Annotated in this window: 22 protein-coding genes; 14 read left to right on the top strand and 8 right to left on the bottom strand. The window is 64.4% G+C overall.

Annotation, left to right across the window (positions count from 1 at the left end; translation table 11 throughout):
- The first annotated feature begins 20 nt into the window (after positions 1-20).
- The 5 genes from infB to pnp all read left to right on the top strand — a co-directional run bounded on the left by infB (position 21) and on the right by pnp (position 7,253).
- Complete coding sequence (infB, locus tag WHZ77_RS00720) at positions 21-2,744, top strand: translation initiation factor IF-2 (RefSeq protein WP_375311937.1); 2,724 nt, start codon at positions 21-23, stop codon at positions 2,742-2,744.
- A 154-nt stretch (positions 2,745-2,898) separates the two neighbouring features.
- Complete coding sequence (rbfA, locus tag WHZ77_RS00715; protein ID WP_041747943.1) at positions 2,899-3,333, top strand: 30S ribosome-binding factor RbfA; 435 nt, start codon at positions 2,899-2,901, stop codon at positions 3,331-3,333.
- The gene (gene truB / locus WHZ77_RS00710) at positions 3,330-4,448 is read left to right on the top strand and encodes a tRNA pseudouridine(55) synthase TruB (protein WP_375311936.1); all 1,119 of its coding nucleotides are present in this window, start codon (positions 3,330-3,332) and stop codon (positions 4,446-4,448) included. Before rbfA ends, truB begins: the two co-directional genes overlap by 4 nt.
- 2 nt (positions 4,449-4,450) lie before the next feature.
- Entirely contained in the window at positions 4,451-4,720 is a 270-nt protein-coding gene (gene rpsO / locus WHZ77_RS00705; RefSeq protein WP_008131787.1) for a 30S ribosomal protein S15, read from the top strand.
- 376 nt (positions 4,721-5,096) lie between these two features.
- Positions 5,097-7,253, top strand: a complete 2,157-nt coding sequence (gene pnp / locus WHZ77_RS00700) for a polyribonucleotide nucleotidyltransferase (protein WP_375311935.1) — start codon at positions 5,097-5,099, stop codon at positions 7,251-7,253.
- A 107-nt stretch (positions 7,254-7,360) separates the two neighbouring features.
- Here the strand turns inward: pnp and katG are convergent, their stop codons facing one another.
- Positions 7,361-9,529, bottom strand: coding sequence for a catalase/peroxidase HPI (gene katG, locus WHZ77_RS00695; protein WP_375311934.1), 2,169 nt, complete (start codon positions 9,527-9,529; stop codon positions 7,361-7,363).
- Positions 9,530-9,643: 114 nt separating this feature from the next.
- Between katG and WHZ77_RS00690 the strand changes: the two genes are divergently transcribed.
- The 4 genes from WHZ77_RS00690 (at position 9,644) to WHZ77_RS00675 (ending at position 12,673) form a co-directional block, all read left to right on the top strand.
- A complete protein-coding gene (locus tag WHZ77_RS00690; protein WP_375311933.1) occupies positions 9,644-10,570 on the top strand; it encodes a LysR substrate-binding domain-containing protein in 927 nt (308 codons plus the stop codon).
- Positions 10,571-10,577: 7 nt separating this feature from the next.
- Positions 10,578-11,033: a GNAT family N-acetyltransferase gene (locus tag WHZ77_RS00685; protein WP_375311932.1), complete on the top strand. Its 456-nt coding sequence runs from the start codon at positions 10,578-10,580 to the stop codon at positions 11,031-11,033.
- On the top strand, positions 11,015-11,944 hold the full coding sequence (locus WHZ77_RS00680; RefSeq protein ID WP_375311931.1) for a hypothetical protein: 930 nt from the start codon (positions 11,015-11,017) through the stop codon (positions 11,942-11,944). The genes WHZ77_RS00685 and WHZ77_RS00680 overlap by 19 nt, the downstream gene beginning before the upstream one ends.
- A gap of 132 nt (positions 11,945-12,076) precedes the next feature.
- Entirely contained in the window at positions 12,077-12,673 is a 597-nt protein-coding gene (locus WHZ77_RS00675; RefSeq protein ID WP_375311930.1) for a glutathione S-transferase family protein, read from the top strand.
- 53 nt (positions 12,674-12,726) lie between these two features.
- Here the strand turns inward: WHZ77_RS00675 and fabI are convergent, their stop codons facing one another.
- The 3 genes from fabI to fabA all read right to left on the bottom strand — a co-directional run bounded on the left by fabI (position 12,727) and on the right by fabA (position 15,467).
- Positions 12,727-13,527, bottom strand: a complete 801-nt coding sequence (gene fabI, locus WHZ77_RS00670) for an enoyl-ACP reductase FabI (RefSeq protein ID WP_375311929.1) — start codon at positions 13,525-13,527, stop codon at positions 12,727-12,729.
- Positions 13,528-13,681: 154 nt separating this feature from the next.
- Entirely contained in the window at positions 13,682-14,905 is a 1,224-nt protein-coding gene (gene fabB, locus WHZ77_RS00665) for a beta-ketoacyl-ACP synthase I (protein WP_375311928.1), read from the bottom strand.
- Between the two features lie 40 nt (positions 14,906-14,945).
- A complete protein-coding gene (fabA, locus tag WHZ77_RS00660; protein ID WP_375311927.1) occupies positions 14,946-15,467 on the bottom strand; it encodes a bifunctional 3-hydroxydecanoyl-ACP dehydratase/trans-2-decenoyl-ACP isomerase in 522 nt (173 codons plus the stop codon).
- Positions 15,468-15,819: 352 nt separating this feature from the next.
- Here fabA and irrA point away from each other — a divergent pair, with 352 nt between their 5' ends.
- Positions 15,820-16,311, top strand: a complete 492-nt coding sequence (irrA, locus tag WHZ77_RS00655) for an iron response transcriptional regulator IrrA (RefSeq protein ID WP_375311926.1) — start codon at positions 15,820-15,822, stop codon at positions 16,309-16,311.
- Positions 16,312-16,378: 67 nt separating this feature from the next.
- On the opposite strand, the gene WHZ77_RS00650 is transcribed toward irrA, so the two are convergent.
- Positions 16,379-16,909, bottom strand: a complete 531-nt coding sequence (locus WHZ77_RS00650; RefSeq protein WP_375311925.1) for an SH3 domain-containing protein — start codon at positions 16,907-16,909, stop codon at positions 16,379-16,381.
- Positions 16,910-17,232: 323 nt separating this feature from the next.
- Between WHZ77_RS00650 and WHZ77_RS00645 the strand changes: the two genes are divergently transcribed.
- A complete protein-coding gene (locus WHZ77_RS00645) occupies positions 17,233-18,234 on the top strand; it encodes a 2-hydroxyacid dehydrogenase (protein ID WP_375311924.1) in 1,002 nt (333 codons plus the stop codon).
- Between the two features lie 140 nt (positions 18,235-18,374).
- Here the strand turns inward: WHZ77_RS00645 and WHZ77_RS00640 are convergent, their stop codons facing one another.
- Positions 18,375-19,286 (bottom strand): LysR family transcriptional regulator, encoded by a 912-nt coding sequence (locus WHZ77_RS00640; RefSeq protein WP_375311923.1) that lies wholly within the window; start codon positions 19,284-19,286, stop codon positions 18,375-18,377.
- Positions 19,287-19,401: 115 nt separating this feature from the next.
- On the opposite strand from WHZ77_RS00640, the gene WHZ77_RS00635 reads away from it, so the two are divergent.
- Complete coding sequence (locus tag WHZ77_RS00635) at positions 19,402-20,409, top strand: aldo/keto reductase (RefSeq protein WP_375311922.1); 1,008 nt, start codon at positions 19,402-19,404, stop codon at positions 20,407-20,409.
- A 9-nt stretch (positions 20,410-20,418) separates the two neighbouring features.
- Here the strand turns inward: WHZ77_RS00635 and WHZ77_RS00630 are convergent, their stop codons facing one another.
- Positions 20,419-21,222, bottom strand: coding sequence for a ThiF family adenylyltransferase (locus WHZ77_RS00630; protein WP_375311921.1), 804 nt, complete (start codon positions 21,220-21,222; stop codon positions 20,419-20,421).
- Between the two features lie 217 nt (positions 21,223-21,439).
- Here WHZ77_RS00630 and WHZ77_RS00625 point away from each other — a divergent pair, with 217 nt between their 5' ends.
- Complete coding sequence (locus WHZ77_RS00625) at positions 21,440-22,801, top strand: serine protease (RefSeq protein ID WP_375311920.1); 1,362 nt, start codon at positions 21,440-21,442, stop codon at positions 22,799-22,801.
- A gap of 1 nt (position 22,802) precedes the next feature.
- Positions 22,803-23,315: a hypothetical protein gene (locus WHZ77_RS00620; protein ID WP_375311919.1), complete on the top strand. Its 513-nt coding sequence runs from the start codon at positions 22,803-22,805 to the stop codon at positions 23,313-23,315.
- Between the two features lie 3 nt (positions 23,316-23,318).
- Here the strand turns inward: WHZ77_RS00620 and ggt are convergent, their stop codons facing one another.
- Positions 23,319-24,998, bottom strand: coding sequence for a gamma-glutamyltransferase (ggt, locus tag WHZ77_RS00615; protein WP_375311918.1), 1,680 nt, complete (start codon positions 24,996-24,998; stop codon positions 23,319-23,321).
- Between the last annotated feature and the right edge of the window lie 117 nt (positions 24,999-25,115).

Below are 25,115 nucleotides of genomic sequence, written 5' to 3'. Positions count from 1 at the left end.
ATCAGGATTAGGACTGCTGAATGGTTGATACCAAGACCCCTGACGACAAGAAGCTGAGCGTTCCGAGCAAGACGCTATCGCTCAAGCCACGCGTCGAAACGGGCACTGTGCGCCAGAGCTTCAGCCATGGCCGCAGCAAGCAGGTCGTGGTCGAGAAGCGCGGCAAGCGCCGGATCGACGGCAGCCCCGAGCCGCAGGCTCCGACGGTTGTCGCAAAGCCGGCACCGGCCGCTCCCGCGCCGCGTCCCGGCGCGCCCGCTCCCTCGCGCCCGGCGCCGCCGCGTAACTCCGGCTCGGGCGTGGTGCTGCGCACCCTGACCGAGGACGAACGTTCCGCCCGCGCCAGCGCGCTGGCCGATGCCAAGGTGCGCGAAGTCGAAGAGCGCCGCCAGGCCGAGGAGGAGGCCCAGCGCCGCTCCGTTCGCGAGGCCGCCGAACGCGCCGATCGCGAAGCCGCCGAATCCCGCCGCAAGGCCGAGGAAGAGCGCCATCGTCACGAGGACGAAGCCAAGCGCAAGGCCGAGACCGAGGCCAAGAAGCGTTTTGGCGAAGGCGAGCAGCCGCAATCTGCTCCGCGACCCGCAACGGCAGCCCCGGCTGCTCCCGCGCCGCGAACCGGCGCGCCCACGGCGCGGCCCGGCACCACCACCACCACGGCACGTCCCGGAACGACGACCGCGCGCCCCGGAACGACCACGGCGCGGCCGACAGGCGGCCCGCTGGGCCGCGCGCCCGCGGTCGCAGCCGGACCGGACGAGGACGACGGCCCGCGTCAGATCCGCCGCGGACCCGGTGGCGCAGCGCGCCCTGTGGTCCCCCCCAAGCCCACGCAAAAGCCCGGTCCGCAGAAAGAGCGCGGCCGCCTGACCGTCGTCACCGCGCTCAACGCCGACGAAGTGCGCGAGCGCTCGATCGCCTCGTTCCGCCGCCGCACCCAGCGCCTGAAGGGCCATGCCGCGAACGAGCCGAAGGAAAAGCTCATCCGCGAGGTGATCATTCCTGAAGCGATCACCATCCAGGAGCTCGCCAATCGCATGGCTGAGCGTGCGGTGGAAATCATCCGCATGCTGATGAAGCAGGGGGCGATTCACAAGATCACCGACGTGATCGACGCCGACACCGCGCAGCTGATCGCCGAAGAACTTGGGCACACCGTCAAGCGCGTTGCCGCGTCCGACGTTGAAGAAGGCCTGTTCGACGCAACCGACGATTCCACCGACACCGAGACGCGTTCGCCCGTCGTGACCGTGATGGGTCACGTCGACCACGGCAAGACCTCGCTGCTCGACGCGCTCCGTCATGCCAACGTCGTCTCCGGCGAGGCCGGCGGCATCACCCAGCACATCGGTGCCTATCAGGTGCTGTCGCCCGAGAGCGGCAAGAAGATCACCTTCATCGACACGCCCGGCCACGCCGCGTTCACCGCGATGCGCGCCCGCGGCGCCAAGGTCACCGACATCGTCGTGCTGGTGGTCGCGGCCGATGACGGCGTCATGCCGCAGACGATCGAAGCCATCAACCACGCCAAGGCGGCGCGGGTGCCGATCATCGTTGCCATCAACAAGATCGACAAGCCCGATGCCAAGCCCGAGCGCGTGCGCACCGAGCTGCTCCAGCACGAAGTGCAGGTGGAATCCTTCGGCGGCGACGTCGTCGACGTCGAGGTATCCGCCAAGAACAAGACCAATCTCGACAAGCTGCTCGAAATGATCGCGCTGCAGGCCGACATCCTCGACCTGAAGACCAATTCGGATCGTCCGGCCGAAGGCACCGTGATCGAGGCCAAGCTCGACCGCGGCCGTGGTCCGGTCGCGACCGTGCTGGTCCAGCGCGGAACGCTTCGTGTCGGTGACATCATCGTTGCTGGCGCCGAAATGGGCCGCGTCCGTGCGCTGATCTCCGATCAGGGCGAAACGGTGCACGAGGCAGGCCCGTCGGTGCCGGTCGAAGTGCTCGGCTTCAACGGTCCGCCGGAAGCCGGCGATCGCCTCGCCGTCGTCGAGAACGAAGCTCGCGCCCGCCAGGTCACCAGCTACCGCGCGCACCAGAAGCGCGAGAACGCGGCAGCCTCGATCTCCGGCATGCGCGGCTCGCTCGAGCAGATGATGTCGCAATTGAAGACGGCGGGCCGCAAGGAATTCCCGCTGATCATCAAGGCGGACGTGCAGGGCTCGCTGGAAGCGATCCTCGGCTCGCTGGAGAAGCTCGGCACCGACGAAGTCGCCGCCCGCATCCTGCATGCCGGCGTCGGCGGTATTTCGGAATCGGACGTGACGCTCGCGGAAGGCTTCAATGCCGCGATCATCGGCTTCTCGGTTCGAGCCAACAAGGAGGCCGCTGCGGCCGCCAAGCGCAACGGCATCGAGATCCGCTACTACAACATCATCTACGACCTCGTGGACGACGTGAAGAAGGCGATGAGCGGCCTGCTCGCGCCGACCTTGCGCGAAACCATGCTCGGCAATGCTTCGATCCTGGAGATCTTCAACATCTCCAAGGTCGGCAAGGTTGCCGGCTGCCGGGTCACCGACGGCACCGTGGAACGCGGCGCCAATGTGCGCCTGATCCGCGACAACGTCGTCGTGCACGAAGGCAAGCTGTCGACGCTGAAGCGCTTCAAGGACGAAGTGAAGGAAGTCCAGTCCGGTCAGGAATGCGGCATGGCCTTCGAGAACTACCACGACATGCGCGCCGGTGACGTGATCGAGTGTTATCGCGTGGAGACGATCCAGCGCTCCCTGTAAGTCCAAATCTTACCGAAGCGCCCGGATCTTTTTGAACTGAAATTGCGAGAGTGCGGTGGCCGGATTTTTTCCGGCCATCCGCCTCTCATTCGCTTCAACAGGACAAATGACAATGCTCGTGTCCCAAGCACGGGCAATGAGGTGATTTCGAACCATGCCACGCCATCATCAGAAGAAGAGTTCCGCGCCAGGCGGAGGCTCGCAGCGCCAGTTGCGCGTCGGCGAGCAGGTTCGCCACGCGATGGCCGAGATTCTGGCGCAAGGCAATGTGCATGATGCGGACCTCGAAGGTCACATCATCACCGTGCCGGAGGTGCGGATGTCGCCCGACCTGAAGCTCGCGACAGTCTACGTGATGCCGCTCGGTGGCCGCGACACCGGGGTCGTCATCGCTGCGCTCGAGCGCAACAAGAAATTCCTGCGCGGCGAGGTCGCGCATCGCGTTAACCTGAAATTTGCACCTGATCTTCGCTTCCGCGTCGACGAACGATTCGACGAAGCGGAACGGATCGAGAAGCTTTTGCGAACACCTGCGGTGCAGAAGGACCTGGAACAGGATCCGGACTCGGATCGGGAAGAAGAGCAATGACGATGGACCCGGCTCACAGCACGATCGGCGGCGAAGAGACCGATCAGCGCGACGTGCAGAAAAATAATTTTGCGGATCTGGGCGACACTTCCCAGCCGCACCAGGAGCCGCGCCGCGTCAACAACGATCCGCGCACCAACAAGCAGAAGGGCAACCAGCCGCGCCGCGACCGGCGCGACGTCCACGGCTGGGTCGTGCTCGACAAGCCGATCGGCATGACCTCGACGCAGGCCGTTGCCGTGCTCAAGCGCCTGTTCAACGCCAAGCGCGCGGGACACGCCGGCACCCTCGATCCGCTCGCCTCGGGCGGCCTGCCCATTGCGCTGGGAGAAGCCACCAAGACGGTTCCCTTCGTCATGGACGGCCGCAAGCGCTACCAGTTCACCGTATGCTGGGGCGAGGAACGCGACACCGATGACATCGAGGGCCGGGTGACCGCGACCTCCGACCAGCGCCCGACCCGCGAGGCCATCCTGGCCCTGTTGCCCCGCTTCACCGGGGTGATCGAGCAGGTCCCCCCGCGCTATTCCGCGATCAAGGTCCAGGGCGAGCGTGCCTATGACCTCGCCCGCGACGGCGAAGTCGTGGAGCTGGCCCCGCGCCCCGTCGAAATTCACCATTTAACCCTTGTAGATCAACCGGATAGTGACCGGACTGTATTCGAGGCCGAGTGCGGCAAGGGCACCTATGTCCGCGCGCTCGCCCGCGATATGGGCCGGATTCTCGGCACTTATGGCCATATCTGCGCGCTGCGGCGGACCCTGGTCGGCCCATTTGACGAGAACGACATGATTCCACTGGATCGGCTGGAGGCTTTGTGCGATAGAGCCGCGTCCGGCGAGGGCAGCCTCGCCGACGCGCTTATGCCCGTTGAGACCGCGCTGGACGACATCCCGGCACTGGCCGTCACTCGGGCTGATGCGGCAAGGCTCCATCGGGGCCAGGCCGTTTTGTTGCGCGGACGGGATGCGCCCACTAGTAGCGGCACAGTCTATGTCACGGTGGCAGGCCGTCTCTTGGCGCTTGCTGAAGTCGGCAATGGCGAAATCATCCCCAAGCGTGTGTTCAACCTGACCGGACTGACTGCCAGCTCCGGTCGCAACGAGAGAAATTGACGATGTCGATTGCCGCAGAACGCAAAGCGGAAGTCATCAAGACGAATGCCAACAAGGCCGGCGACACCGGCTCGCCAGAGGTTCAGGTCGCGATCCTGTCGGAACGCATCAACAACCTCACGAACCATTTCAAGACCCACGTGAAGGACAACCATTCGCGTCGTGGCCTCTTGAAGCTGGTCTCGACCCGCCGCTCGCTGCTCGACTACCTCAAGAAGAGGGACGAGGCGCGATACAAGGCGCTGCTCGAGAAGCACAACATTCGTCGCTAAGTGTTCTCACGCGCGCCACTGGCGCGCGTTTTCGTGCGCGGTTTCGAACGAAAGCGTTGATTTAGAGGTTTTTGATCGAGGCTGCGTGCGCGTCGGGTGCGAGCCGTTGAAGGCAAACATCCGAGGCACGATGAGCGAGGACCGCAATTGGTCGTCGCCTTCGTGCCGACTGACAGTCCAGCAGCAATCCGGCGGCTGGGCACAACGGGCAAGGCGCCCGTATGACCCGAAAGGATGGACGCCATCCGAAATCCAAAAACCATGGCAGGATCGCAGGACGCTGATCGCCCGCTTCGATCAGCGTCCCGCAATCTTGCGCATGGTTTTTGTTTTTCGGGGCCACCCTTCTTTCGAGAACCCATGAAAGAAGACCTCTATGTTCAATAAGCATTCCGTCGAGATCGACTGGGGTGGACGCCCCCTCAAGCTCGAAACCGGCAAGATCGCCCGCCAGGCCGACGGCGCCGTCGTCGCCACCTACGGCGAGACCGTGGTGCTCGCCACCGTCGTCGCGGCGAAGTCCCCGCGCGAAGGCGTCGACTTCCTGCCGCTGACCGTCGACTACCAGGAGAAGACCTACGCTGCAGGCCGCATCCCCGGCGGCTATTTCAAGCGTGAGGGACGTCCGACCGAGAAGGAGACGCTGGTCTCCCGCCTGATCGACCGTCCGATCCGCCCGCTGTTCGTCGACGGCTGGCGCAACGAGACCCAGGTCATCGTCACCGTGCTCTCCCACGACATGGAGAACGACCCTGACATCGTCGCGCTGGTGGCATCGTCCGCTGCGCTGACCCTGTCGGGCGCTCCCTTCAAGGGCCCGATCGGCGCTGCCCGCGTTGGCTTTGCCAATGACGAGTTCATCCTCAACCCGACGCTCGACGAGATGGTCGACACCCAGCTCGACCTCGTCGTCGCCGGCACCGCCGACGCCGTGCTGATGGTGGAATCGGAAGCCAAGGAACTGAACGAAGACATCATGCTCGGCGCCGTGATGTTCGGTCACCGCCACTTCCAGCCGGTCATCAACGCGATCATCGAGCTCGCCGAGAAGGCCGCCAAGGAGCCGCGCGAAGTCTCCGTGATCGACAATTCGGCGCTCGAGAAGGAAATGCTCGGTCTCGTCGAGCAGGAGCTCCGCTCCGCCTACGCCATTCCGGTCAAGCAGGATCGCTACGCCGCGGTCGGCAAGGTCAAGGAAAAGGTGATCGCCCACTATTTCCCCGAAGGGCAGGAGCCGAAATACGACAAGCTCCGCATCTCCGGCGTGTTCAAGGAACTCGAAGCCAAGATCGTTCGCTGGAACATCCTCGACACCGGCAAGCGCATCGACGGCCGTGACAGCAAGACCGTGCGCAACATCATCGCCGAAGTCGGCGTGCTGCCCCGCGCCCACGGCTCGGCGCTGTTCACCCGCGGCGAAACCCAGGCGCTGGTCGTGACCACGCTCGGCACCGGCGAGGACGAGCAGTACATCGACGCGCTGTCCGGAACGTACAAAGAGACGTTCCTGCTGCACTACAACTTCCCTCCCTACTCGGTCGGTGAGACCGGCCGCCTCGGCGGCACCAAGCGTCGCGAGATCGGCCACGGCAAGCTCGCCTGGCGCGCGATCCACCCGGTGCTGCCGCCGCATCACGAATTCCCCTACACCACGCGCGTGGTGTCGGAGATCACCGAGTCGAACGGCTCGTCCTCGATGGCTTCGGTCTGCGGCGCTTCGCTCGCGCTGATGGATGCCGGCGTGCCGTTGAAGCGGCCCACCGCCGGTATCGCGATGGGCCTGATCCTCGAAGACAAGCGCTTCGCGGTTCTCTCGGACATTCTCGGTGACGAGGATCATCTCGGCGACATGGACTTCAAGGTCGCCGGCACGGAAGCGGGCATCACCTCGCTCCAGATGGACATCAAGATCGAGGGCATCACCGAAGAGATCATGAAGGTCGCGCTCGGTCAGGCCAAGGATGGACGTATCCACATCCTCGGCGAGATGGCCAAGGCGCTCACCAACGCCCGCGCCGAGCTCGGCGAATACGCGCCGCGCATCGAGACCTTCAAGATCGCCACCGACAAGATCCGCGAAGTGATCGGCACCGGCGGCAAGGTGATCCGCGAGATCGTCGAGAAGACCGGCGCCAAGGTCAACATCGATGACGACGGCACCGTGAAGGTCGCATCCTCCGACGGCGAGGCGATGAAGGCCGCGATCAAGTGGATCAAGTCGATCGCGTCCGATCCGGAAGTCGGCCAGATCTATGACGGCACCGTCGTCAAGGTGATGGAGTTCGGCGCCTTCGTGAACTTCTTCGGCTCCAAGGACGGTCTCGTCCACATCAGTCAGCTCGCGTCGTCGCGCGTGCAGAAGACCTCCGACGTCGTCAAGGAAGGCGACAAGGTCAAGGTCAAGCTGCTCGGCTTCGACGACCGCGGCAAGACCCGCCTGTCGATGAAGGTCGTCGACCAGACCACCGGCGAAGACCTCGAGGGCAAGGTCGGGGACGGCGAGAAGGCTCCGCGCGAGGCGGCCGGCGAGTAAGCCTCGCTACCCTGCCAGAAACACGAAGGGCGGCCGAAAGGCCGCCCTTTTTGTTTGTTTATCGCTCGGTCCGCGGGAGTGCTGAGCTCCCTCTCCCGCTTGCAGCCTCACGCCGCGATGTCGTACCGGTCGAGGTTCATCACCTTGGTCCAGGCCTTGGCGAAGTCCTTGACGAACTGTTCCTTGGCATCCGAGGTCGCATAGACCTCGGCGTAGGCACGAAGCTGCGAGTGTGCGCCGAAGATCAGGTCGACGCGCGTGCCGGTCCACTTCACCGCATTGGTCTTGCGGTCGCGGGCTTCGTAGGTACCGTCAGTGCCGGCCGGGGACCACTGCGTGCTCATGTCGAGCAGGTTGACGAAGAAGTCGTTGCTCAGTGTTCCCACCTTCGAGGTGAGGACGCCGTGCTTCGAACCGTTCGCATTGGCACCGAGCACACGCAGGCCACCGAGGAGCACCGTCATCTCCGGGCCGGTGAGCCGCAGCAGTTGTGCGCGATCGACGAGGGCTTCCTCCTGCTGCATGTACTGATGCCGCTTGCCGATGAAGTTGCGGAAACCATCCGCGCGAGGCTCCAGCGGAGCAAAGGACGCAGCGTCGGTCTGCTCCTGCGAGGCATCCATGCGGCCCGGCGTGAAGCCGACCTTCACATCGACGCCGGCATCCTTCGCGGCCTTCTCGACCGCGGCGGTGCCGCCGAGCACGATCAGGTCCGCCAGCGAGACCTTCTTCGCGCCGGCCGATGCGTTGAAGTCCTTCTGGATCGCTTCGAGCTTGCCGAGCACCTTCGCAAGCTGGGCCGGCTCGTTCACCTCCCAATCCTTCTGCGGGGCAAGACGGATGCGCGCGCCGTTGGCGCCGCCGCGCTTGTCCGAACCGCGGAACGTCGAGGCCGACGCCCACGCCGCCGAGACCAGCTCCGGCACCGAGAGACCCGAGGCCAGGATCTTCGTCTTCAGCGCGGCGATGTCCTGGTCGCTGGCCAGCTCGTGATTCACGGCCGGAATCGGATCCTGCCAGATCAGCGTCTCCTTCGGCACCAGCGGGCCGAGATAGCGCTGGATCGGCCCCATGTCGCGATGGGTGAGCTTGAACCAGGCGCGGGCAAACGCGTCCGCGAACTGATCCGGGTTCTCGAGGAAGCGACGCGAGATTTTCTCATAGGCCGGATCGAAGCGCAGCGAGAGGTCGGTGGTCAGCATCGTCGGCCGATGCTTCTTCGACTTGTCGAAGGCGTCGGGAATGATGGCGTCGGCACCCTTGGCCGTCCACTGGTTCGCACCGCCTGGGCTCTTGGTCAGCTCCCATTCGAAGTTGAACAGGTTCTCGAAGAAGTTGTTGCTCCACTTCGTCGGCGTCGTCGTCCACGTCACCTCGAGACCGCTGGTGATGGAATCACCCGCCCGGCCCGAAGCGTACTTGCTCTTCCAGCCGAGGCCCTGATCCTCCAGCGCGCCCGCTTCCGGCTCCGGACCGACCAGCGAGGGATCACCCGCGCCATGGGTCTTGCCGAAGCTGTGGCCACCAGCGATCAGCGCGACTGTCTCCTCGTCGTTCATCGCCATACGTGCGAACGTCTCTCGGATGTCCTTGGCCGCGGCGACCGGATCAGGCTTGCCGTTGGGACCCTCCGGGTTGACGTAGATGAGGCCCATCTGCACCGCGCCGAGAGGCTCGGCGAGTTCGCGCTCACCGCTGTAGCGCTCATCGCCCAGCCAGGAGCCTTCCGGACCCCAATAGAGCTCTTCCGGCTCCCAGACGTCGGCGCGGCCACCGGCGAAGCCGAAGGTCTTGAAGCCCATCGATTCCAGCGCGACGTTGCCGGCGAGAACCATCAGATCGGCCCAGGAAATCTTGCGGCCGTATTTCTGCTTGATCGGCCAGAGCAGGCGGCGTGCCTTGTCGAGGTTGGCATTGTCGGGCCAGCTGTTGAGCGGCGCGAAACGCTGCTGACCTGCACCAGCGCCACCACGACCGTCAGTGGTGCGGTAGGTGCCCGCGCTGTGCCAAGCCATGCGGATCATCAAGCCGCCATAGTGACCGAAGTCGGCGGGCCACCATTCCTGCGAATCCGTCATCAGCGCGGTCAGGTCCTTGATGACCGCGTTCAGGTCGAGCGACTTGAATTCCTTGGCGTAGTCGAAATCCTTGCCCATCGGATCTGACAGGCCGGAATTCTTGTGCAGCATCTCGATGCTGAGCTGGGTTGGCCACCAATCGCGGTTTGCCGGCACGCGTTTTCCACCCGAAAACGGGCACTTTGAAGTGTCGTCCATGAATACCTCCTCTGGTGGCGTCGAACTCGCGCCCTTGACCAGGTAGAACCACTCTAGGCTTCGCATTCGATCAGGGGAAGTTGACTTTAATGATCGCTGCGATAGGATTTTCTGATGGTCAACGTGACGATGCGCCAGCTCCGCTATTTCGATGCGCTGGCGCGCCACGGCCATTTCGGCCGCGCGGCGGAGGCAAGCTCGATCTCGCAGCCGGCCCTGTCGATGCAGATCAAGGAACTGGAGGACGCGCTCGGCGGTCTGCTGCTGGAGCGCAGCGCCCGGCAGGTGGCGCTGACCCGGTTCGGCGAAGAGCTCGCGCCGCGCGTCCGTGACATTCTGCGCTCGGTCGACGAACTCGGCGATTTCGCGCGCGCCTCGCAGGACCGCTTTGTCGGGCGGCTGCGGATCGGCATGATCCCGACGATCGCGCCCTATCTGCTGCCCACGATCACCAAGAATCTCACGCGCATGCATCCGGAGCTCGACATCCGCGTGCGCGAGACGATGACGCCCCGGCTGATCCAGGAACTGGTCGAGGGCCGGCTCGACACCGCCATCGTCGCATTGCCGGTGTCGGAACCCTCGCTCACCGAGGTCGCGCTGTTCGACGAGAAATTCTTGCTGGTCCGGCCGAGTTCCGATGAAGGCACACCGGTGCCATCGCGCGAGATGATGCGCGAGATGCGGCTGTTGCTGCTCGAAGAAGGACACTGCTTCCGCGATCAGGCGCTGTCCTTCTGCAACATGCAGTCGTCGCCACCGCGCGAGATGCTCGACGCGAACTCGCTGTCGACGCTGGTCCAGATGGTCAGCGCGGGCATCGGCGTGACCCTGATTCCGGAGATGGCCGTGCCGGTGGAGACGCGCTCCGCCTCTGTCTCGCTGGCGCGCTTCCGCGACCCCGAACCTTCGCGCACCATCGGCATGGTCTGGCGCAAGACCAGCCCGCTGGCGCGCCAACTCCTGCAGATCTCAGAGGTGGTGTGCCTGTCAGCCGGCAAGGTGCGCGCACGCCAATCCGTACGCACCCCGCGGGCTTGAGATCGCGATGCCGCATCCGATCATTCGCCCCGCACGCACCGACGAATATGACGAGGTCGGCCGCGTCTGGATGGAGAGCTGGGTCTCGACCGGGCTCGGCGAGGCGAGCGACTTCCTGCTGGCGAATCTGCGTGCGCGCGTCAGGCGCGAGATGGAGGAGGGCTGGAGCCTGTTCGTCGCTGACGACAACGGCACGATCGCCGCGATGCTGGCGCTGCATCTGCCAAAGCTCTATCTCGACATGCTGTTCGTCGGGCCCGCCTATCAGGGGCAATCGCTCGGACGAACATTGCTCGCCTTCTCGCGCACGCAAATGCCGGATGAAATGCATCTGCGTTGCGTGCGCGAAAACGAAAAGGCCTGGCGCTGGTACGAGCGCGAAGGTTTTGTATTCGAGAAGGAAGAGCTCGAACCGTCGAACGGGTTTGTGATGAAGTATTATCGATGGAAGAAGATGACGTAGGTTGCGCTTGCGAAGGCGATCTGCACGCACTAGTTTGCAGATCACCCCTCAGCAACTTCCGCTCCCGAGTCATGTTACGCAGTTTTGTCGCCGCCACTGTCTTCGTGTCGTTTTGCACAACGACTGTATGGGCCCAGTCCCCCTCCGCTCCGTCCACCGCCACAACCCCGGCGACGGCCAAGCCCGCTGCGAAGAAGGCGGCGCCGAAGGCCAAGCAGCCGGTAGCGAACAAGCGGCAAGCGGTGGAAGCCGGCCCCTGCAGACTTGGCGTGATCTCTGTGATTGGCGAGCGCTACTCGGTCCAGAAGTTCGGGCTGACCATCTTCGAGAATGAGGCAAGCGAGATTCCGATCGACTGGGGCCTCGATGATCTCGTCTTTGCGCGTGTTCGCGCGGCGACGGGCAACGATCCCGCGGTACGCAGGATTGCCTATCCCAGGGGTGCCTTCGAACCCTTCTACAATCCGAAAACGATCCTCATCCGGGATCCCGGCGAACGCCTGCCGGTGATCGTGCGAGGCTTTACCGCCAACGCCAATTGCGAGCGCTACCTTGTCGCAACCACGTTTAAGGCGGAATTGCCGAACACCCATATGACGCTGAACGGCATCGGCACCTACAACCAGGGCCTGGGCAGCCTGCTCCGGCACTCGCACCTTTTCGCCAATGTTGCGATCACGCTGATTGATGGCCGGAGCTACGAGGAAATCAAGCGGCCCTTTGTGAATTTTGGCGCGAACTTCGCCGCAAGCATGCGACTGACCGAAGATCCGTTGAACAAGCTCGACAACTCTCTATTCCCTAACCCGCCAGCAGCGGCTTCAGCCAGCACGGCGCTGCGCGAGAGGACGCGAGCACTCATCACCGACAGGCTCGATCGGGGCTTGCCCGGCTATCTCAAGGAAGATTGAGCGGGAGCATTGTCGCCGGACAGGGCCGCCGAAGACGCCCGGGATCATCTGGATGCACAGCGGATTTCGGATACGATGGGGGAAGGTGATGAATCTGCTGCCGTGCCCGGTTCCGTTGAAAGATCCGCTCCCATGATCAAGCTCTATTGGTCGCCGCGCTCGCGCTCATTCTCGACGCTCTGGCTGATGGAAGAGAGCGGCCTGCCCTATGAGCGCGTGCTGACCGACATTTCGTCCGGTGCGCAGAAGGCACCGGATTTCCTCAAGGTCAATCCGATGGGCAAGGTGCCGGCGCTCAGCGACGGCGATGCCGCGCTCGGCGAAGCCGCGGCGATCTGCGCCTACATCGCCGACCGCTATCCCGAGACGAAGCTTGCGCCTGCAGTGAGCGACCCTCGCCGCGCGCGCTATCTGCAATGGCTGTTCTTCTCGCCGGGCTGCATCGAGCCGGCGATCATTCAGATCTTCACCAAAATCGAAGTGCCGAGCTCGACCGCAGCTTGGGGCAGCGCGACGCAGGTGTTCGACGTGCTCGAGGCCGCGCTAGCCAAGGGGCCGTGGATTCTCGGCGAGGAGTTTTCGGCCGCCGACATCACGATCGGCGCAGGCCTGAACTTCGCCGTGCGCCTGTTCAAGATGGTTCCGTCGCGCCCGGCCTTCGATGCTTATCTCGCGCGCTGCATGGCGCGGCCGGCGTTTCAGCGCGCGGAGAAGATCGCGGCGGGTTAGAGCGTGATCCGGAAAAGTGTGCAGCGGTTTTCCGAAGAGATCATGCTCCCACTTTAGTCTTCCGGCTTCAAATCGTCCGGCCTCGGCATCAGGATCGTGTTGTAGCCGGAATCGACATAGTGGATCTCGCCGGTCACGCCGCCGGAGAGATCCGACAACAGATACAGCGCCGAGCCGCCGAGCTCATCGAGCGTGACGCCGCGGCGGAGCGGCGAATGCTTTTGCATGAAGGCGAACATCGCGCGCGCCTCGCCGATGCCGGAGCCGGCGAGCGTGCGGATCGGCCCGGCGGAGATCGCGTTGACGCGGATGCCGCGCGGTCCGAAATCCGAGGCGAGATAGCGCACGGAGGCTTCCAGCGCCGCCTTGGCCACGCCCATCACGTTGTAGTTCGGCATCGCGCGCTCCGAGGCGCCGAAGGTCAGCGTAATCATGCTGCCGCCCTCCGTCATCAGCTCGGCGGCGCGTTTTGCCACCTCCGTGAACGAGAAGCAGGAGATCACCATGGTGCGCGAAAAGTTCTCGCGGCTGGTGTCGGCGTAGCGGCCCTTCAGCTCGTTCTTGTCGGCGAAGCCGATGGCATGGATCACGAAATCCAGCCGGCCCCATTTTTCACGGAGCGCATCGAACGTCGCATCGACACTGGCGATGTCCTCGACGTCGCAGGGCAGCACCAATTCCACGCCAAGCGATTCCGCCAGCGGCTTGACGCGCTTTCCGAGGGCTTCGCCCTGGAAGGTGAAGGCGAGCTCGGCGCCATGGGCATGCAGCGTCTTCGCCATGCCCCAGGCGATCGAATGATCATTGGCGATGCCCATGATCAGACCGCGCTTGCCCTTCATCAAACCTTCCATTGCAGCCTTCGCTCCTATTCTCGACGCCATCGCCCGCGCAGGCGGGCGATCCAGTATTCCGAGACAGTCATGGTAATCGCAAGGCCGCGGCGTACTGGATGCCCCGCCCCAGTGCGCAATTGCGCACTAGGCGCGGCATGACAGCGTACGGGGCTCACACATCCAGCCGGCTGAACACCAGCGTGGCGTTGGTGCCGCCGAAGCCGAAGGAGTTCGACAGCACGGTGCCGATCTTGACGTTGTCGATGCGCTTGCGCACGATCGGCATGTCGGCGAATACCGGATCGAGCTCCTGGATGTGCGCGCTTTCGCAGATGAAACCGTTGTTCATCATTAGCAGCGAGTAGATCGCTTCCTGCACGCCGGTGGCGCCCAGCGAGTGACCGGTCAGCGCCTTGGTCGCCGAGATCGGGGGGCACTTCTCGCCGACGCCGAACACCTTTCGGAGCGCCTCGATTTCCGGGGGATCGCCGGCCGGGGTCGAGGTGGCGTGCGGATTGATGTAGTCGACCTTGGTCTTCACCGTCGACATCGCCATGCGCATGCAGCGCTCGGCGCCTTCGCCCGATGGCGCGACCATGTCGTAACCGTCGGACGTTGCGCCGTAGCCGACGATCTCGCCGTAAATGCGCGCGCCCCGCGCCTTGGCATGCTCGAGCTCTTCCAGCACCAGCACACCGGCGCCGCCGGCAATCACGAAGCCGTCGCGGTTGACGTCATAGGGACGCGAGGCTGTGGCGGGCGTGTCGTTGTATTTCGAGGACATCGCGCCCATGGCGTCGAACAGCACCGACAGCGACCAGTCGAGTTCCTCGCAGCCGCCGGCGAAGATGATGTCCTGCTTGCCGATCTGGATGGTTTCATAGGCGTTGCCGACGCAATGGTTCGACGTCGCGCAAGCCGAGGAGATCGAATAGTTCACGCCCTTGATCTTGAACCAGGTCGCGAGCGTGGCGGAGGCCGTGGACGACATCGCCTTCGGCACTGCAAACGGGCCGACGCGCTTCGGGCCCTTGGTGCGGGTGATGTCAGCGGCTTCGACGATGGTGCGGGCGGACGGGCCGCCGGAGCCCATGATGATGCCGGTGCGGATGTTTGAGACTTCGTCAGGCGACAGACCAGAGTCCTGGATCGCCTGCTCCATCGCGATGTGATTCCAGCCCGCGCCCTGGCCGAGGAAGCGCATCGCACGGCGATCGACAACCGTCGCAGGATCAATCGTCGGCGCACCTTGCACCTGCGAACGGAAGCCGAGCTCGGCATATTTCTCAGCCCGCGAAATGCCAGACTTCGCCTCGTGAAGGCTCGCAAGCACTTCCTGGGTGTTGTTTCCGATGGACGAGACGATGCCCATCCCGGTGACCACAACCCGCCTCATGACAGCCTCGCCTAAATCGTTGTCTTTCTTGGTGATGCGCTCAGCTCAGGCTCGTGCCCTGCTTGAACAGGCCGACCTTCAGATCCTTCGCGCGATAGATAATCTGGTCATCGACCGAAAGCCACCCGTCGGCGATGCCGAGCACGAGCTTTGAACGCATCACGCGTTTGATATCGACGTTGTACACAACCTTGCGGGCCTCGGGCAGCACCTGGCCGCTGAACTTTAATTCGTTCAGACCCAGCGCGCGCCCACGACCTTCGCCCCCGGTCCAGCCCAGGAAGAAGCCGACCATTTGCCACAGCGCATCGAGGCCGAGGCAGCCGGGCATGACAGGATCGTTCTTGAAGTGGCAGCCGAAGAACCAGAGGTCGGGCTTCACGTCGAGCTCGGCGCGCACCACGCCCTTGCCGAACTCGCCGCCATTGTCGCTGATCTCCGTGATGCGGTCGAACATCAGCATCGGCGGCAGCGGCAGCTGGGCATTGCCCGGGCCGAACATCTCGCCGCGGGCACATGCCAGCAGATCTTCGTATTCGTAACCATTGCGCCTGTTCAACATGCGGAAGCCTCTATTCTAACCCCGATTGAGCGGCGTTTCTGGCAAAAATGGGCCCCGTTTAGTTCGGCAAGCAGCGCCAATTGTCGTCATCAGGCGCGAATGCCGAGAACCCGGATGGTCTGCAGACCAGGCCTCAATGCCTGGCAGCGCCAAAATCGGTTTAGCGGAACCGCGCGCTCTCTAACACAGGCCATTTCGCGTAGCAAAGCAGTCTCATGAAGGTAAAATGACGCTATCCTCGCCCGGTTCCAAGACTGATTAGAACCACTCTAGTTGCGAGAAACTTGCATGTGCATCTATCTGTCCATATATTGCATATAGATATAGTGTCCACGCGTGCCCGAAATTGGAAATGAGCGAGAATACAGCGCCCCGTCACGAGGACGACATCCATGCCGCGGCCCTTCTGTCCGGCCGCCAGCCGGCGTTGACCGGCTGCCCGTGGCATGACGTCAACGAAATGCTCCAGTCCGCGGGGCTTCGTCCGACGCGCCAGCGTATGGCGCTCGGCTGGCTCCTGTTCGGCAAGGGCGCGCGCCACCTCACGGCTGAAATGCTGTACGAGGAAGCGACGCTGGCCAAGGTCCCGGTCTCGCTGGCGACCGTCTACAACACGCTGAACCAGCTCACCGATGCCGGCCTGCTCCGCCAGGTCAGCGTCGACGGCACCAAAACCTATTTCGACACCAACGTCACCACCCACCACCACTACTATCTCGAGAACAGCCACGAGCTGGTCGACATCGAGGATCCGCATCTGGCGCTGTCCAAGATGCCGGAGGTGCCGGAGGGCTACGAGATCGCGCGCATCGACATGGTCGTGCGCCTGCGCAAGAAGCGCTGAGATTTCACTGAATTCAATCTGACTTTGTCATGGCCGGGCTTTGTCCCGGCCATTGTCGTTTACGGTGTCAGTTGACCTGCTCGTCCGAGTAGACGCCCCAGAGGCGCTCCTGCTGGATCCAGCCGTCGAAGCCGTTGCCGGTGACGCGGCACCAGTTTGCGCTGCACTTCTTCACCTGCGTGACGACGCCGGCCTGGAGCTTTGCTGCAACGGCGCTTTCGGGGTCGGCCCGGTCGTAGATCGGCGCGAGCTCGTCCTTGTGTTTCATGGTGACGACCGCAGTGCGGCGACCCGACAGCAGCGAATGATAGACCCAGCCCTCGGCGCCTTCGGAATCGCGCACCCGGCGCCAGTTCTCGAACTCCGCGGTGATTTCGACCGGCAGGCCGGACCGGGTGTAGACCCAGGCCACGTCATTGTCCTTGGTCGGGCCGGCGCGAACGTTCACGTGATCCGATTTGAGGCTGACATAGCGCGGCACGGGAAGGCCGCTGGCGGTCTGGGGCGTGTTGTCCTTCGCCGAATGCCCAGGGCTCACCGAGGCACTCAACCAGGTGCAAACGAGCGCCATCACCGAACAAAAACGCCCCAACGCCATCAACCCGTCTCCTGTGGAAAACCTGGCTGAGCCAGGTCCTCACCCCAATTCCAAAACCCTGCCGCGCGAACCCCAACCCGCCCCACGCGGGTGTTCCCAAGCCCTTTGCCCGTGGTTCTTGTCTTGGCCCGGCCTTCTGCTAGAGAGGACGGACATCTGAACAACCAGTTTGCCCCGATTTTCCGGCCGGAAATGTCGGGAGAACTTGAAGGGAACGCCGGGGACGATACGGCAGTCGCAGTGTCGAACAACCGGGTTAATGAGGCCTCAACGGCCGGCCTTTGGCGGCAGAGGCGGCCTGCGGCGCCTCATGAGGTGAGGACATGTCGGTGAAGAAAAAGCCCCTCGTCGTGGTGACGCGCAAGCTGCCGGACTCGATCGAGACCCGGATGCGCGAGCTGTTCGACGCGCGGATCAATCTCGAGGACACACCGATGTCGGCCGAGCAGATCGCGGAGGCCGCGCGCACCGCCGATGTGCTGGTTCCCACGGTCACCGATCACATCAGCGCCGACATCGTCAACCAGCCCGACTGCAAGCTCCGCCTGATCGCGAATTTCGGCAACGGCGTCGACAATATCGACGTCGAGGCCGCGCATGCCCGCGGCATCACCGTTACCAACACCCCAAAGGTTCTGACCGAAGACACCGCCGACATGACCATGGCGCTGATCCTGGCCGTGCCGCGCCGGATGATCGAGGGCGCCTCGATCCTGACGGAAGGAAAGCCCTGGGCGGGCTGGTCGCCGACCTGGATGCTCGGCCACCGCATCGGCGGCAAGCGTCTCGGCATCATCGGCATGGGCCGCATCGGCCAAGCGGTCGCACGCCGCGCCCGCGCCTTCGGCCTGCAGATCCACTATCACAATCGCCGTCCCGTCGCGCCCAGGATCGCCGAAGAGTTAGGGGCGACCTATTGGGAAAGCCTCGACCAGATGCTGGCGCGGATGGACATCATCTCGGTGAACTGTCCGCATACGCCGGCGACCTATCATCTGCTCTCGGCGCGGCGGCTGAAGCTGATTCGGAAAGACGCCTACATCGTCAACACGGCGCGCGGCGAAGTGACCGACGAAGACACGCTGATCAAGCTGATCGAAGGCGGCGAGATCGCCGGCGCCGGCCTCGACGTCTATGAGCACGAGCCCGCGGTCAGTCCGAAGCTGGTGCGGCTCGCCAGGGCCGGCAAGGTGACGCTGCTGCCGCATATGGGTTCGGCCACGATCGAAGGCCGCGTCGAGATGGGCGAGAAGGTGATCATCAACATCCGCACCTTCCTCGACGCGCACAAGCCGCCGGATCGCGTGCTGCCAAGCATGCTGTGATTTCTCGATCTAACTCGGTGACAAGCTCTCCGTCCTCATCCTGAGGAAACCGCGCAGCGGTCGTCTCGAAGGATGGCTGCGGGCGAGAGTCGGGCCTGCATGGTTCGAGACGGCGCTTCGAGCCTCCTCTCCATGAGGGTCTAAGATCGCAGCGCGTTGCGCTTGCGCCAATCAGCGACGAAATCGATGAACGCGCGCAGCGCGGGCGGCGTCTGGCGGCGGCTCGGATAGTACAGGAACGGTCCGGGAAACGGCTCGCACCAGTCCTCCATCAAGCTGACCAGTGCGCCGGATGTCACGGCGTCATGGACATAGCCATCGAGCGTTGCCCAGATGCCGACGCCGTCGAGCACGGCGCGCATGGCAAGGCCCATATTGGTCGAGATCAGCTTCGCCGGCGGGTCGACTTTCACGAGCTGGCCGGCTTTCTCGAACTCCAGATCATGCATGACGCCGCTCGAGTAGCGGGCGCGGATGCAATCATGGTCGAGCAGGTCCTTTGGATGCTTCGGCCGGCCGCGGCGCGCGATATAATCGGGCGAAGCGACCACGACATAGCTCTGCGGACCACTCAGCGGGATTGCCACCATGTCCTGCGCGAGATGCTCGCCATAGCGCACGCCGGCGTCGTAGCCCCCACTGACGATGTCGACGAAGCCGCTTTCGCTGACGATATCCAGATCGATCTGCGGATGCGCGCCAAGAAACGGCCCGACCATCGGCGCCAGCACGAGGTCGACCGCTGGCGGCGGTGCGTTGATGCGCAGGCGGCCCGAGGCGACCTCGCGCAACCCCCGGACCTGATCCAGGGCGTCACCGACATCGCGCAGTGCCGGGGCCACTTTTGAGAGCAGCAGCTCGCCCGCCTCGGTCAGCGCGACGCTGCGGGTGGTGCGATTCATCAGGCGGACGCCGAGGCGCTCCTCCAGATCCCGGAGCCGCTGGCTAAGGCTCGACACGGACACACGAATTTCGACCGCGGCACGCCTGAAATTGCGAGTGCGGGCCACCGCCACGAAGGCGTCGAGATCGCGCAGGTCAGGATCGGCCATTGTTCGATAATGTGAACAAGCTATTCCGTATTGTCCAGCTTATCGGCGCAATCAGGCAGGCGCATATCTCGCCTCGTCACGCGGCGCCATCAGCCGCCTTTCGAGGAGAGCCATCATGGAACAGCGTCAACTCGGTTCAACGGGCCCGACCGTCTCCGCCCTCAGTCTCGGCTGCATGGGCATGTCGGAGGTCTATGGCCCCGCCGATCGCGACGAGAGCATCGCCACCGTCCACGCCGCGCTCGATGCCGGCATCACGCTGCTCGACACCGGCGATTTCTACGCCATGGGCCACAACGAGCTCTTGGTGCGGGAGGCGCTGAAAGGTGTGCCGCGAGAAAAGGTGCAGATCAGCGTCAAGTTCGGCGCGCTGCGTGGCCCTGCCGGGGAGTTCGCCGGAATGGACACACGGCCGGCGGCCACCAAAAACTTTCTCGCTTACTCGCTGCAGCGGCTCGGCACCAATTACATCGACATCTACCGTCCGGCCCGCCTCGATCCCAGCGTTCCCATCGAGGAGACCATCGGCGGCCTCGCCGATCTCGTGAAGGCAGGTTACATCAGGCATATCGGCTTGTCGGAGGTGGGCTCAGACACCATCCGCCGCGCGCATGCCGTACATCCGATCGCCGATCTGCAGATCGAATATTCGCTGATCGAGCGGGGCATCGAACGCGACATTCTGAAGACGTGCCGCGAGCTTGGCATCGCCATCACCGCCTACGGCGTGCTGGCGCGTGGCCTGATCAGCGGCCATTGGTCGAAGGATTCCGGCAAGACCGGCAAGGACTACCGGCTGATGACGCCGCGCTTCCAGGGCGCGAACCTCGACGCCAATCTCGCGCTGGTGGAGCAGCTGCGCGCGATCGCCGCCGCGATCGGCGCGACGCCCGCGCAGGTCGCCATCGCCTGGGTCGCGGCGCAGGGCCAGGAGATCGTACCGCTGGTCGGCGCCCGCACCCGCAGCCGTCTCGCCGAAGCGCTCGGTGCCACAAAGGTGACGCTGACGCCGGCTCACCTCGCGGCACTGGCCAAGGCCTTTCCGCCCGATATCGCCTCCGGCACACGATACGCCGCTGAGCAGATGGCGCATCTCGACAGCGAGAAGCCAGCCACCAGGTAACGACGGCGGTCAGGTGCGATGGGCGCTGAGGTCCGCGACCACAGGCCCATCGCCATTGAGCGGATTGGCGGGATCGCGCGCGTAGCGCAACGTCTCGAAGCGCATCGCGCGTGCATCGACCATCAGGAGGCGGCCGACCAGGCCGTCGCCAAACCCGACAATCTCGCGGATCGCCTCCAGCGCCATCATCGAGCCCATCACGCCCGCAAGCGCGCCCATGACGCCGGCCTCCGCGCAGGCCGGCACCGTGCCGGGCGGCGGTGCCTCCGGAAACAGGCAGCGATAGGTCGGATTGAATATTCCGTCGGCGTTCATCTCATGCGCGCGGATGGTGGTGAGCGAGCCGTCGAAGGTGCCGAGCGCCGCCGTGATCAGCGGCTTCTTCGCGAAGAAGCAGGCGTCCGAGACCAGATAGCGCGTCGAGAAATTGTCGGAGCCGTCGAGCACGAGATCGTAGTCGCCGATCAGGCTCAGCGCGTTGTCGGCGTTGAGCCAGGTGGCGTGGCCGACGAAGCGGACATGCGGATTCAGCGCCGCGATCCGTTCGGCCGCGCTCTCGACCTTGTGCCGGCCGATGTCGGGCGTCGCGTGGATCACCTGGCGCTGGAGGTTTGACAGCGACACAACGTCGTCATCGACCACGCCGAGCGTGCCGATGCCGGCGGCAGCCAGATACATCAAAGCGGGCGCACCGAGCCCGCCGGCGCCAATCACCAGCACAGAGGCCCGTTGCAGCGCGGCCTGGCCCGGCCCGCCGACATCGCGCAGCACGATATGGCGGGCATAGCGTTCGAGTTCGTCCGGGCTGAGCATCGTCGTCCTTCCAGATCCCTCCCCTCATGGTGAGGAGGCGCGAAGCGCCGTCTCGAACCATGAAGGCCCCGCTGCGGCAGCTCGGCCTGCATCCTTCGAGACGCCGCTTACGCGGCTCCTCAGGATGAGGGGCACCACCTGAACCAGCCCAACATTGTTCGCGACCAACGAGATGTGCTTGAATGGCAGCACGTTCAATGGGCTGGCTGGATTTGTCATGAGATCGATGCTTGCGGCAACACTGATGTTGACTTCTGCCACAGGCGCGAGCGCCCAGATGACGACGCCGCAGGTCCTCGGCACCAAGCCAAAGGTGGTCCAGACCGTCCCGATCAAGCCGCCTGCCCTGCAGACGCCGTCGGAGACGGCGGACGGCATGACGCAGGCGGAACGGCTGTCGCTACAATCCGACCTCGCCTGGGTCGGCCAGTACAACGGCGCCATCACCGGCGACGTCAGCGCGCGCATGGTCGAGGCGATCAAGGAATACCAGAAGCTCAAGGGCGGCAAGCCGACCGGCGTGCTCAATCCGCAGGAGCGTGCCGCACTCGCCGAGACCGCGCGGCGGAAGCAGGAGGGCGTCGGCTGGAAGCTCGTAACGGAAATGACCAGCGGCGCGCGACTCGGCATTCCCTCAAAATTGGTGCCGCAGCAGGCCACCGACGCCAACGGCTCGAAATGGACCTCGCCGACCGGAACGGTGCAGGTGCTGCTCAGCCGCCGCAAGGAGCCAAACCCCACCACCGCCAAGCTCGCCGAGCTCGAGAAGAAGGAGCCGGCCGGACGCAAGGTCGACTACACAGTGGTGAAGCCGGACTTCTTCGTGCTGTCGGGATTGCAGGGCCTGAAGAAATTCTACGTGCGCGGGACCTTCAAGGGCGACGAGGTCCGCATCATGACAATCCTCTACGACCAGGCGACCGAGAACACCGTCGAGCCGGTCGTGATCGCGATGTCGAGCGCCTTCAACGCGTTTCCATCAGGGCCGCAAGCCGGGCCGCCGCCGCGCAAGACTGTCGAATACGGCACCGGCATCGTCGTCAGCGACGACGGCGCGATTCTGGCCGACCGCCTCGTCACCGATAGCTGTCTTGCGATCACCATCGCCGGCTACGGCAGCGCCGACCGCCTCGCCGAGGACAAGGAGCACGATCTCGCGCTGCTGCACATCTATGGCGCGCGCGGCCTGAAGCCGCTCAGCCTTGCCGGCGGCGCGGCAAAGACGAGTGTCGATGTCGTCGGCATCGCCGATCCGCAGGGACAGGGCGGCGCGGCCGGCGTGTCGAGCCACAAGGGCGCGCTGGTGCCGGTCACATCAAGCGATTCCGCGCTGTCGCCGCCGCCGGCCGTCGGCTTTTCCGGCAGCCCCGCCATCGACGGCGACGGCAAGTTCGCCGGCGTTGCACTGCTGAAGCCCGCGATGATCGCGGGGCCCCCGACGTCAATGCCGGCATCACAGGCGGTGATGGTCTCGGCGGAGACAGTGCGTGATTTCCTGAAGGCGAACGATGTCGTTGCGAATGGCACCTCCACGGACGCGAAAGCCGCCGTCGTTCGCGTCATTTGCGTACGGAAGTAACATGATGCGTCGTCCCATCTCCCTCTCCATCGCAGTGACAGTCGCGCTGATGGGCTTCGCGGCCCGGGCACAATCGCCAGCGCTGCCGACGCCGAAGGTGGAGGAGGTGATGGTGAAGGTGGCGCTGCTGACGCTCAATGACGCCAATCTCACCGGCAACTACGATGTCCTCTATGCGAAAATGGCGAGACCGTTTCGCGAACGCTATTCATCCGGCACGCTGAAGCAGGCCTTCAGGACCTTTGCCGGGCATCACATCGACGCCATCGCCGGCATGCCGATCGTTGCGACTGAAGATCCGGCGATCAACGACAACGGCGCGCTGTTGTTGCGCGGCTATTTCGACACAACACCCTCGCGGCTGAGTTACGAGCTGGATTACGCCGTGTCGGAAGGCGAATGGAAGCTGATCACGATCGACGTCAAGGTGCGATCGATTCAGACCGAAGCAAGTGCAACCGACCTGATCGCGCGCGCTGCCGCAGACGTCGCGGGCGGCAGCGCGAAAAAATGACGCTCAGGCGAGCCTGAACCTGATCCCGGCCTTCGCAAGGCCACCGGAGATTCCCACCGGCGTGCCGTCCGCGCGCCAGCAGGCGGCGCCGGTCATGGTGCCGTCGTCGTGGAAGGCGATGCCGTTCATGCCGCCGGCAACCGTCGCAACCGGCTGCACCTGGTGGCCGAGCCCCGCGAGCTTCTTGCGCACGCTCTCCGGCACGGTCTGCTCGACCTCGAGCGCGTTGCCCTCGGTCCAGACCCGCGGGGCCTCGACCGCCTCCTGCAGACTCATGCCGTGGTCGATCAGATTGACCAGCGCCTGCATCGCGCTCGGAAAGATACGCTTGCCGCCGGGCAAGCCGAGCGCATAGCGCAGCTTGCCCTCGCGTACCGCCATCATCGGCGACATCGAGGTCGTCACGCGCTTGCCCGGCGCCAGCGACAGCGCGTGACCCGGACGCGGATCGAACAGGTTCATGTAGTTGTTGGCGATGGCGCCGAGCCCCGGGATCATGATCTTGGCGCCGAACAGATTGTTGATGGTCTGCGTGGTCGCGACCACGTTGCCGAAGCTGTCTGCCGCCGTCATATGCGTGGTGTGCGCGCCTTCGAGCGGCGACACGCCGGCGCTCCAGGCCTGCGCCCGCGACGGATCGATGGCGCGACGGCGCTCCTCGGCATAGGCTTTCGAGGTCAGCCGCTCGACGGGCACGCCGACATAGTCAGGGTCGCCGCTGGCCGCGGCACGATCGGCGAAGGCGATCTTCAGGACCTCGGCGAGGTAATGAATCGTCTCCGATGTGCCGAAACCGAGGCCGCCGATGTCGTAGCCCTCCAGGATGTTGAGCATCTGCGCGATGTGCACGCCTGAGGCCGCGGGCGGCGGCGGGCCAAGGATGGTCCAGCCGCGATAGTCGGCACGGATCGGCCGCCGCTCGACGGTCTTGTAGCTGATGAGATCGTTGCGGCGGATGAAGCCGCCGGTCTTCTCCATGTAGTCGGCGAGGATGTCGCCGAGCGGCCCCTCGTAGAGCGCGGTCTCACCGTGATCGGCAATATAACGCAGCGTCTCGGCATATTCAGCTTGTACGACGCGCTCGCCGACCTTCAGTGGTGCACCGTCGGGCAGATAGATCGCTGAGATCGGCTTGTCCTTGCGCATCTCGGCGGCGCTCTCGCTGATGCATTCGTGCAAATAGGGTGTCGCTGCATAGCCGCGCGCGGCGTGCTTGATCGCGGGCTGCATCACGTCGGCGAGGCTCATGGTGCCGAACCTGCGCAGCGTCTCGCACCAGGCCTTCAGCGAGCCCGGCGTGGCGACCGCCTTCGGGCCGCTGAGATTTTCGTTGCCAACGGTGTCGAACACGTCATGCGCCGAGCCCGGCTTGGAGGTGTAGGTGGTATCGCGCACCGCCGCGGGCACGGTGCTCTGGCCGTCGATGAAGCGATGGCTGCCGTCGGCGAGCCTGATATGCGCCATGCCGCCGCCGATGATGCCGACCATCATCGGCTCGACCACGGTCAGCGTGAACAGGGTGGCGATCGCGGCATCGACGGCATTGCCGCCCGCGGCCAGCATCTCGGCGCCGGCGCTGGAGGCCAGCGGGTGATTGCTGACCACCATGCCGCGGCTCGAGACCGCCGGCATCTTCTGACAGTCAAAGGTCGTCGCCGTCCGGTCGCGCCAGTTTCCGCTCATGCCGCTCGTCCTTCCTATTCACGGCGGCGAGCACACCACACGCACGATTACGGGTCCAGTAATGGTACGGATTAGCTGGCATTCCCGATTCTGCCATCATTGTTAGTGTTGATTCGG

Origin of the sequence: Bradyrhizobium sp. A5 (assembly GCF_042076515.1) — a bacterium.
GTDB classification, from domain to species: domain Bacteria; phylum Pseudomonadota; class Alphaproteobacteria; order Rhizobiales; family Xanthobacteraceae; genus Bradyrhizobium; species Bradyrhizobium cosmicum.
Note: the sequence above shows the minus strand (reverse complement) of the source record. Positions and strands in the feature narration are given on the sequence as shown.

Excerpts from the sequence above, each read along its gene's own strand:
- ggt (WP_375311918.1), bottom strand. The coding sequence starts at position 24,998 with ATGAGCGGAAACTGGCGCGACCGGACGGCGACGACCTTTGACTGTCAG.
- WHZ77_RS00630 (WP_375311921.1), bottom strand. The coding sequence starts at position 21,222 with ATGCTCAGCCCGGACGAACTCGAACGCTATGCCCGCCATATCGTGCTG.
- WHZ77_RS00680 (WP_375311931.1), top strand. The coding sequence starts at position 11,015 with ATGGAAGAAGATGACGTAGGTTGCGCTTGCGAAGGCGATCTGCACGCA.
- fabI (WP_375311929.1), bottom strand. The coding sequence starts at position 13,527 with ATGGAAGGTTTGATGAAGGGCAAGCGCGGTCTGATCATGGGCATCGCC.
- WHZ77_RS00645 (WP_375311924.1), top strand. The coding sequence starts at position 17,233 with ATGTCGGTGAAGAAAAAGCCCCTCGTCGTGGTGACGCGCAAGCTGCCG.
- rbfA (WP_041747943.1), top strand. The coding sequence starts at position 2,899 with ATGCCACGCCATCATCAGAAGAAGAGTTCCGCGCCAGGCGGAGGCTCG.
- WHZ77_RS00635 (WP_375311922.1), top strand. The coding sequence starts at position 19,402 with ATGGAACAGCGTCAACTCGGTTCAACGGGCCCGACCGTCTCCGCCCTC.
- irrA (WP_375311926.1), top strand. The coding sequence starts at position 15,820 with ATGAGCGAGAATACAGCGCCCCGTCACGAGGACGACATCCATGCCGCG.
- katG (WP_375311934.1), bottom strand. The coding sequence starts at position 9,529 with ATGGACGACACTTCAAAGTGCCCGTTTTCGGGTGGAAAACGCGTGCCG.
- WHZ77_RS00685 (WP_375311932.1), top strand. The coding sequence starts at position 10,578 with ATGCCGCATCCGATCATTCGCCCCGCACGCACCGACGAATATGACGAG.
- infB (WP_375311937.1), top strand. The coding sequence starts at position 21 with ATGGTTGATACCAAGACCCCTGACGACAAGAAGCTGAGCGTTCCGAGC.
- pnp (WP_375311935.1), top strand. The coding sequence starts at position 5,097 with ATGTTCAATAAGCATTCCGTCGAGATCGACTGGGGTGGACGCCCCCTC.
- fabA (WP_375311927.1), bottom strand. The coding sequence starts at position 15,467 with ATGTTGAACAGGCGCAATGGTTACGAATACGAAGATCTGCTGGCATGT.
- WHZ77_RS00625 (WP_375311920.1), top strand. The coding sequence starts at position 21,440 with ATGAGATCGATGCTTGCGGCAACACTGATGTTGACTTCTGCCACAGGC.
- fabB (WP_375311928.1), bottom strand. The coding sequence starts at position 14,905 with ATGAGGCGGGTTGTGGTCACCGGGATGGGCATCGTCTCGTCCATCGGA.
- WHZ77_RS00675 (WP_375311930.1), top strand. The coding sequence starts at position 12,077 with ATGATCAAGCTCTATTGGTCGCCGCGCTCGCGCTCATTCTCGACGCTC.
- WHZ77_RS00690 (WP_375311933.1), top strand. The coding sequence starts at position 9,644 with ATGGTCAACGTGACGATGCGCCAGCTCCGCTATTTCGATGCGCTGGCG.
- truB (WP_375311936.1), top strand. The coding sequence starts at position 3,330 with ATGACGATGGACCCGGCTCACAGCACGATCGGCGGCGAAGAGACCGAT.
- rpsO (WP_008131787.1), top strand. The coding sequence starts at position 4,451 with ATGTCGATTGCCGCAGAACGCAAAGCGGAAGTCATCAAGACGAATGCC.
- WHZ77_RS00650 (WP_375311925.1), bottom strand. The coding sequence starts at position 16,909 with ATGGCGTTGGGGCGTTTTTGTTCGGTGATGGCGCTCGTTTGCACCTGG.
- WHZ77_RS00620 (WP_375311919.1), top strand. The coding sequence starts at position 22,803 with ATGATGCGTCGTCCCATCTCCCTCTCCATCGCAGTGACAGTCGCGCTG.
- WHZ77_RS00640 (WP_375311923.1), bottom strand. The coding sequence starts at position 19,286 with ATGGCCGATCCTGACCTGCGCGATCTCGACGCCTTCGTGGCGGTGGCC.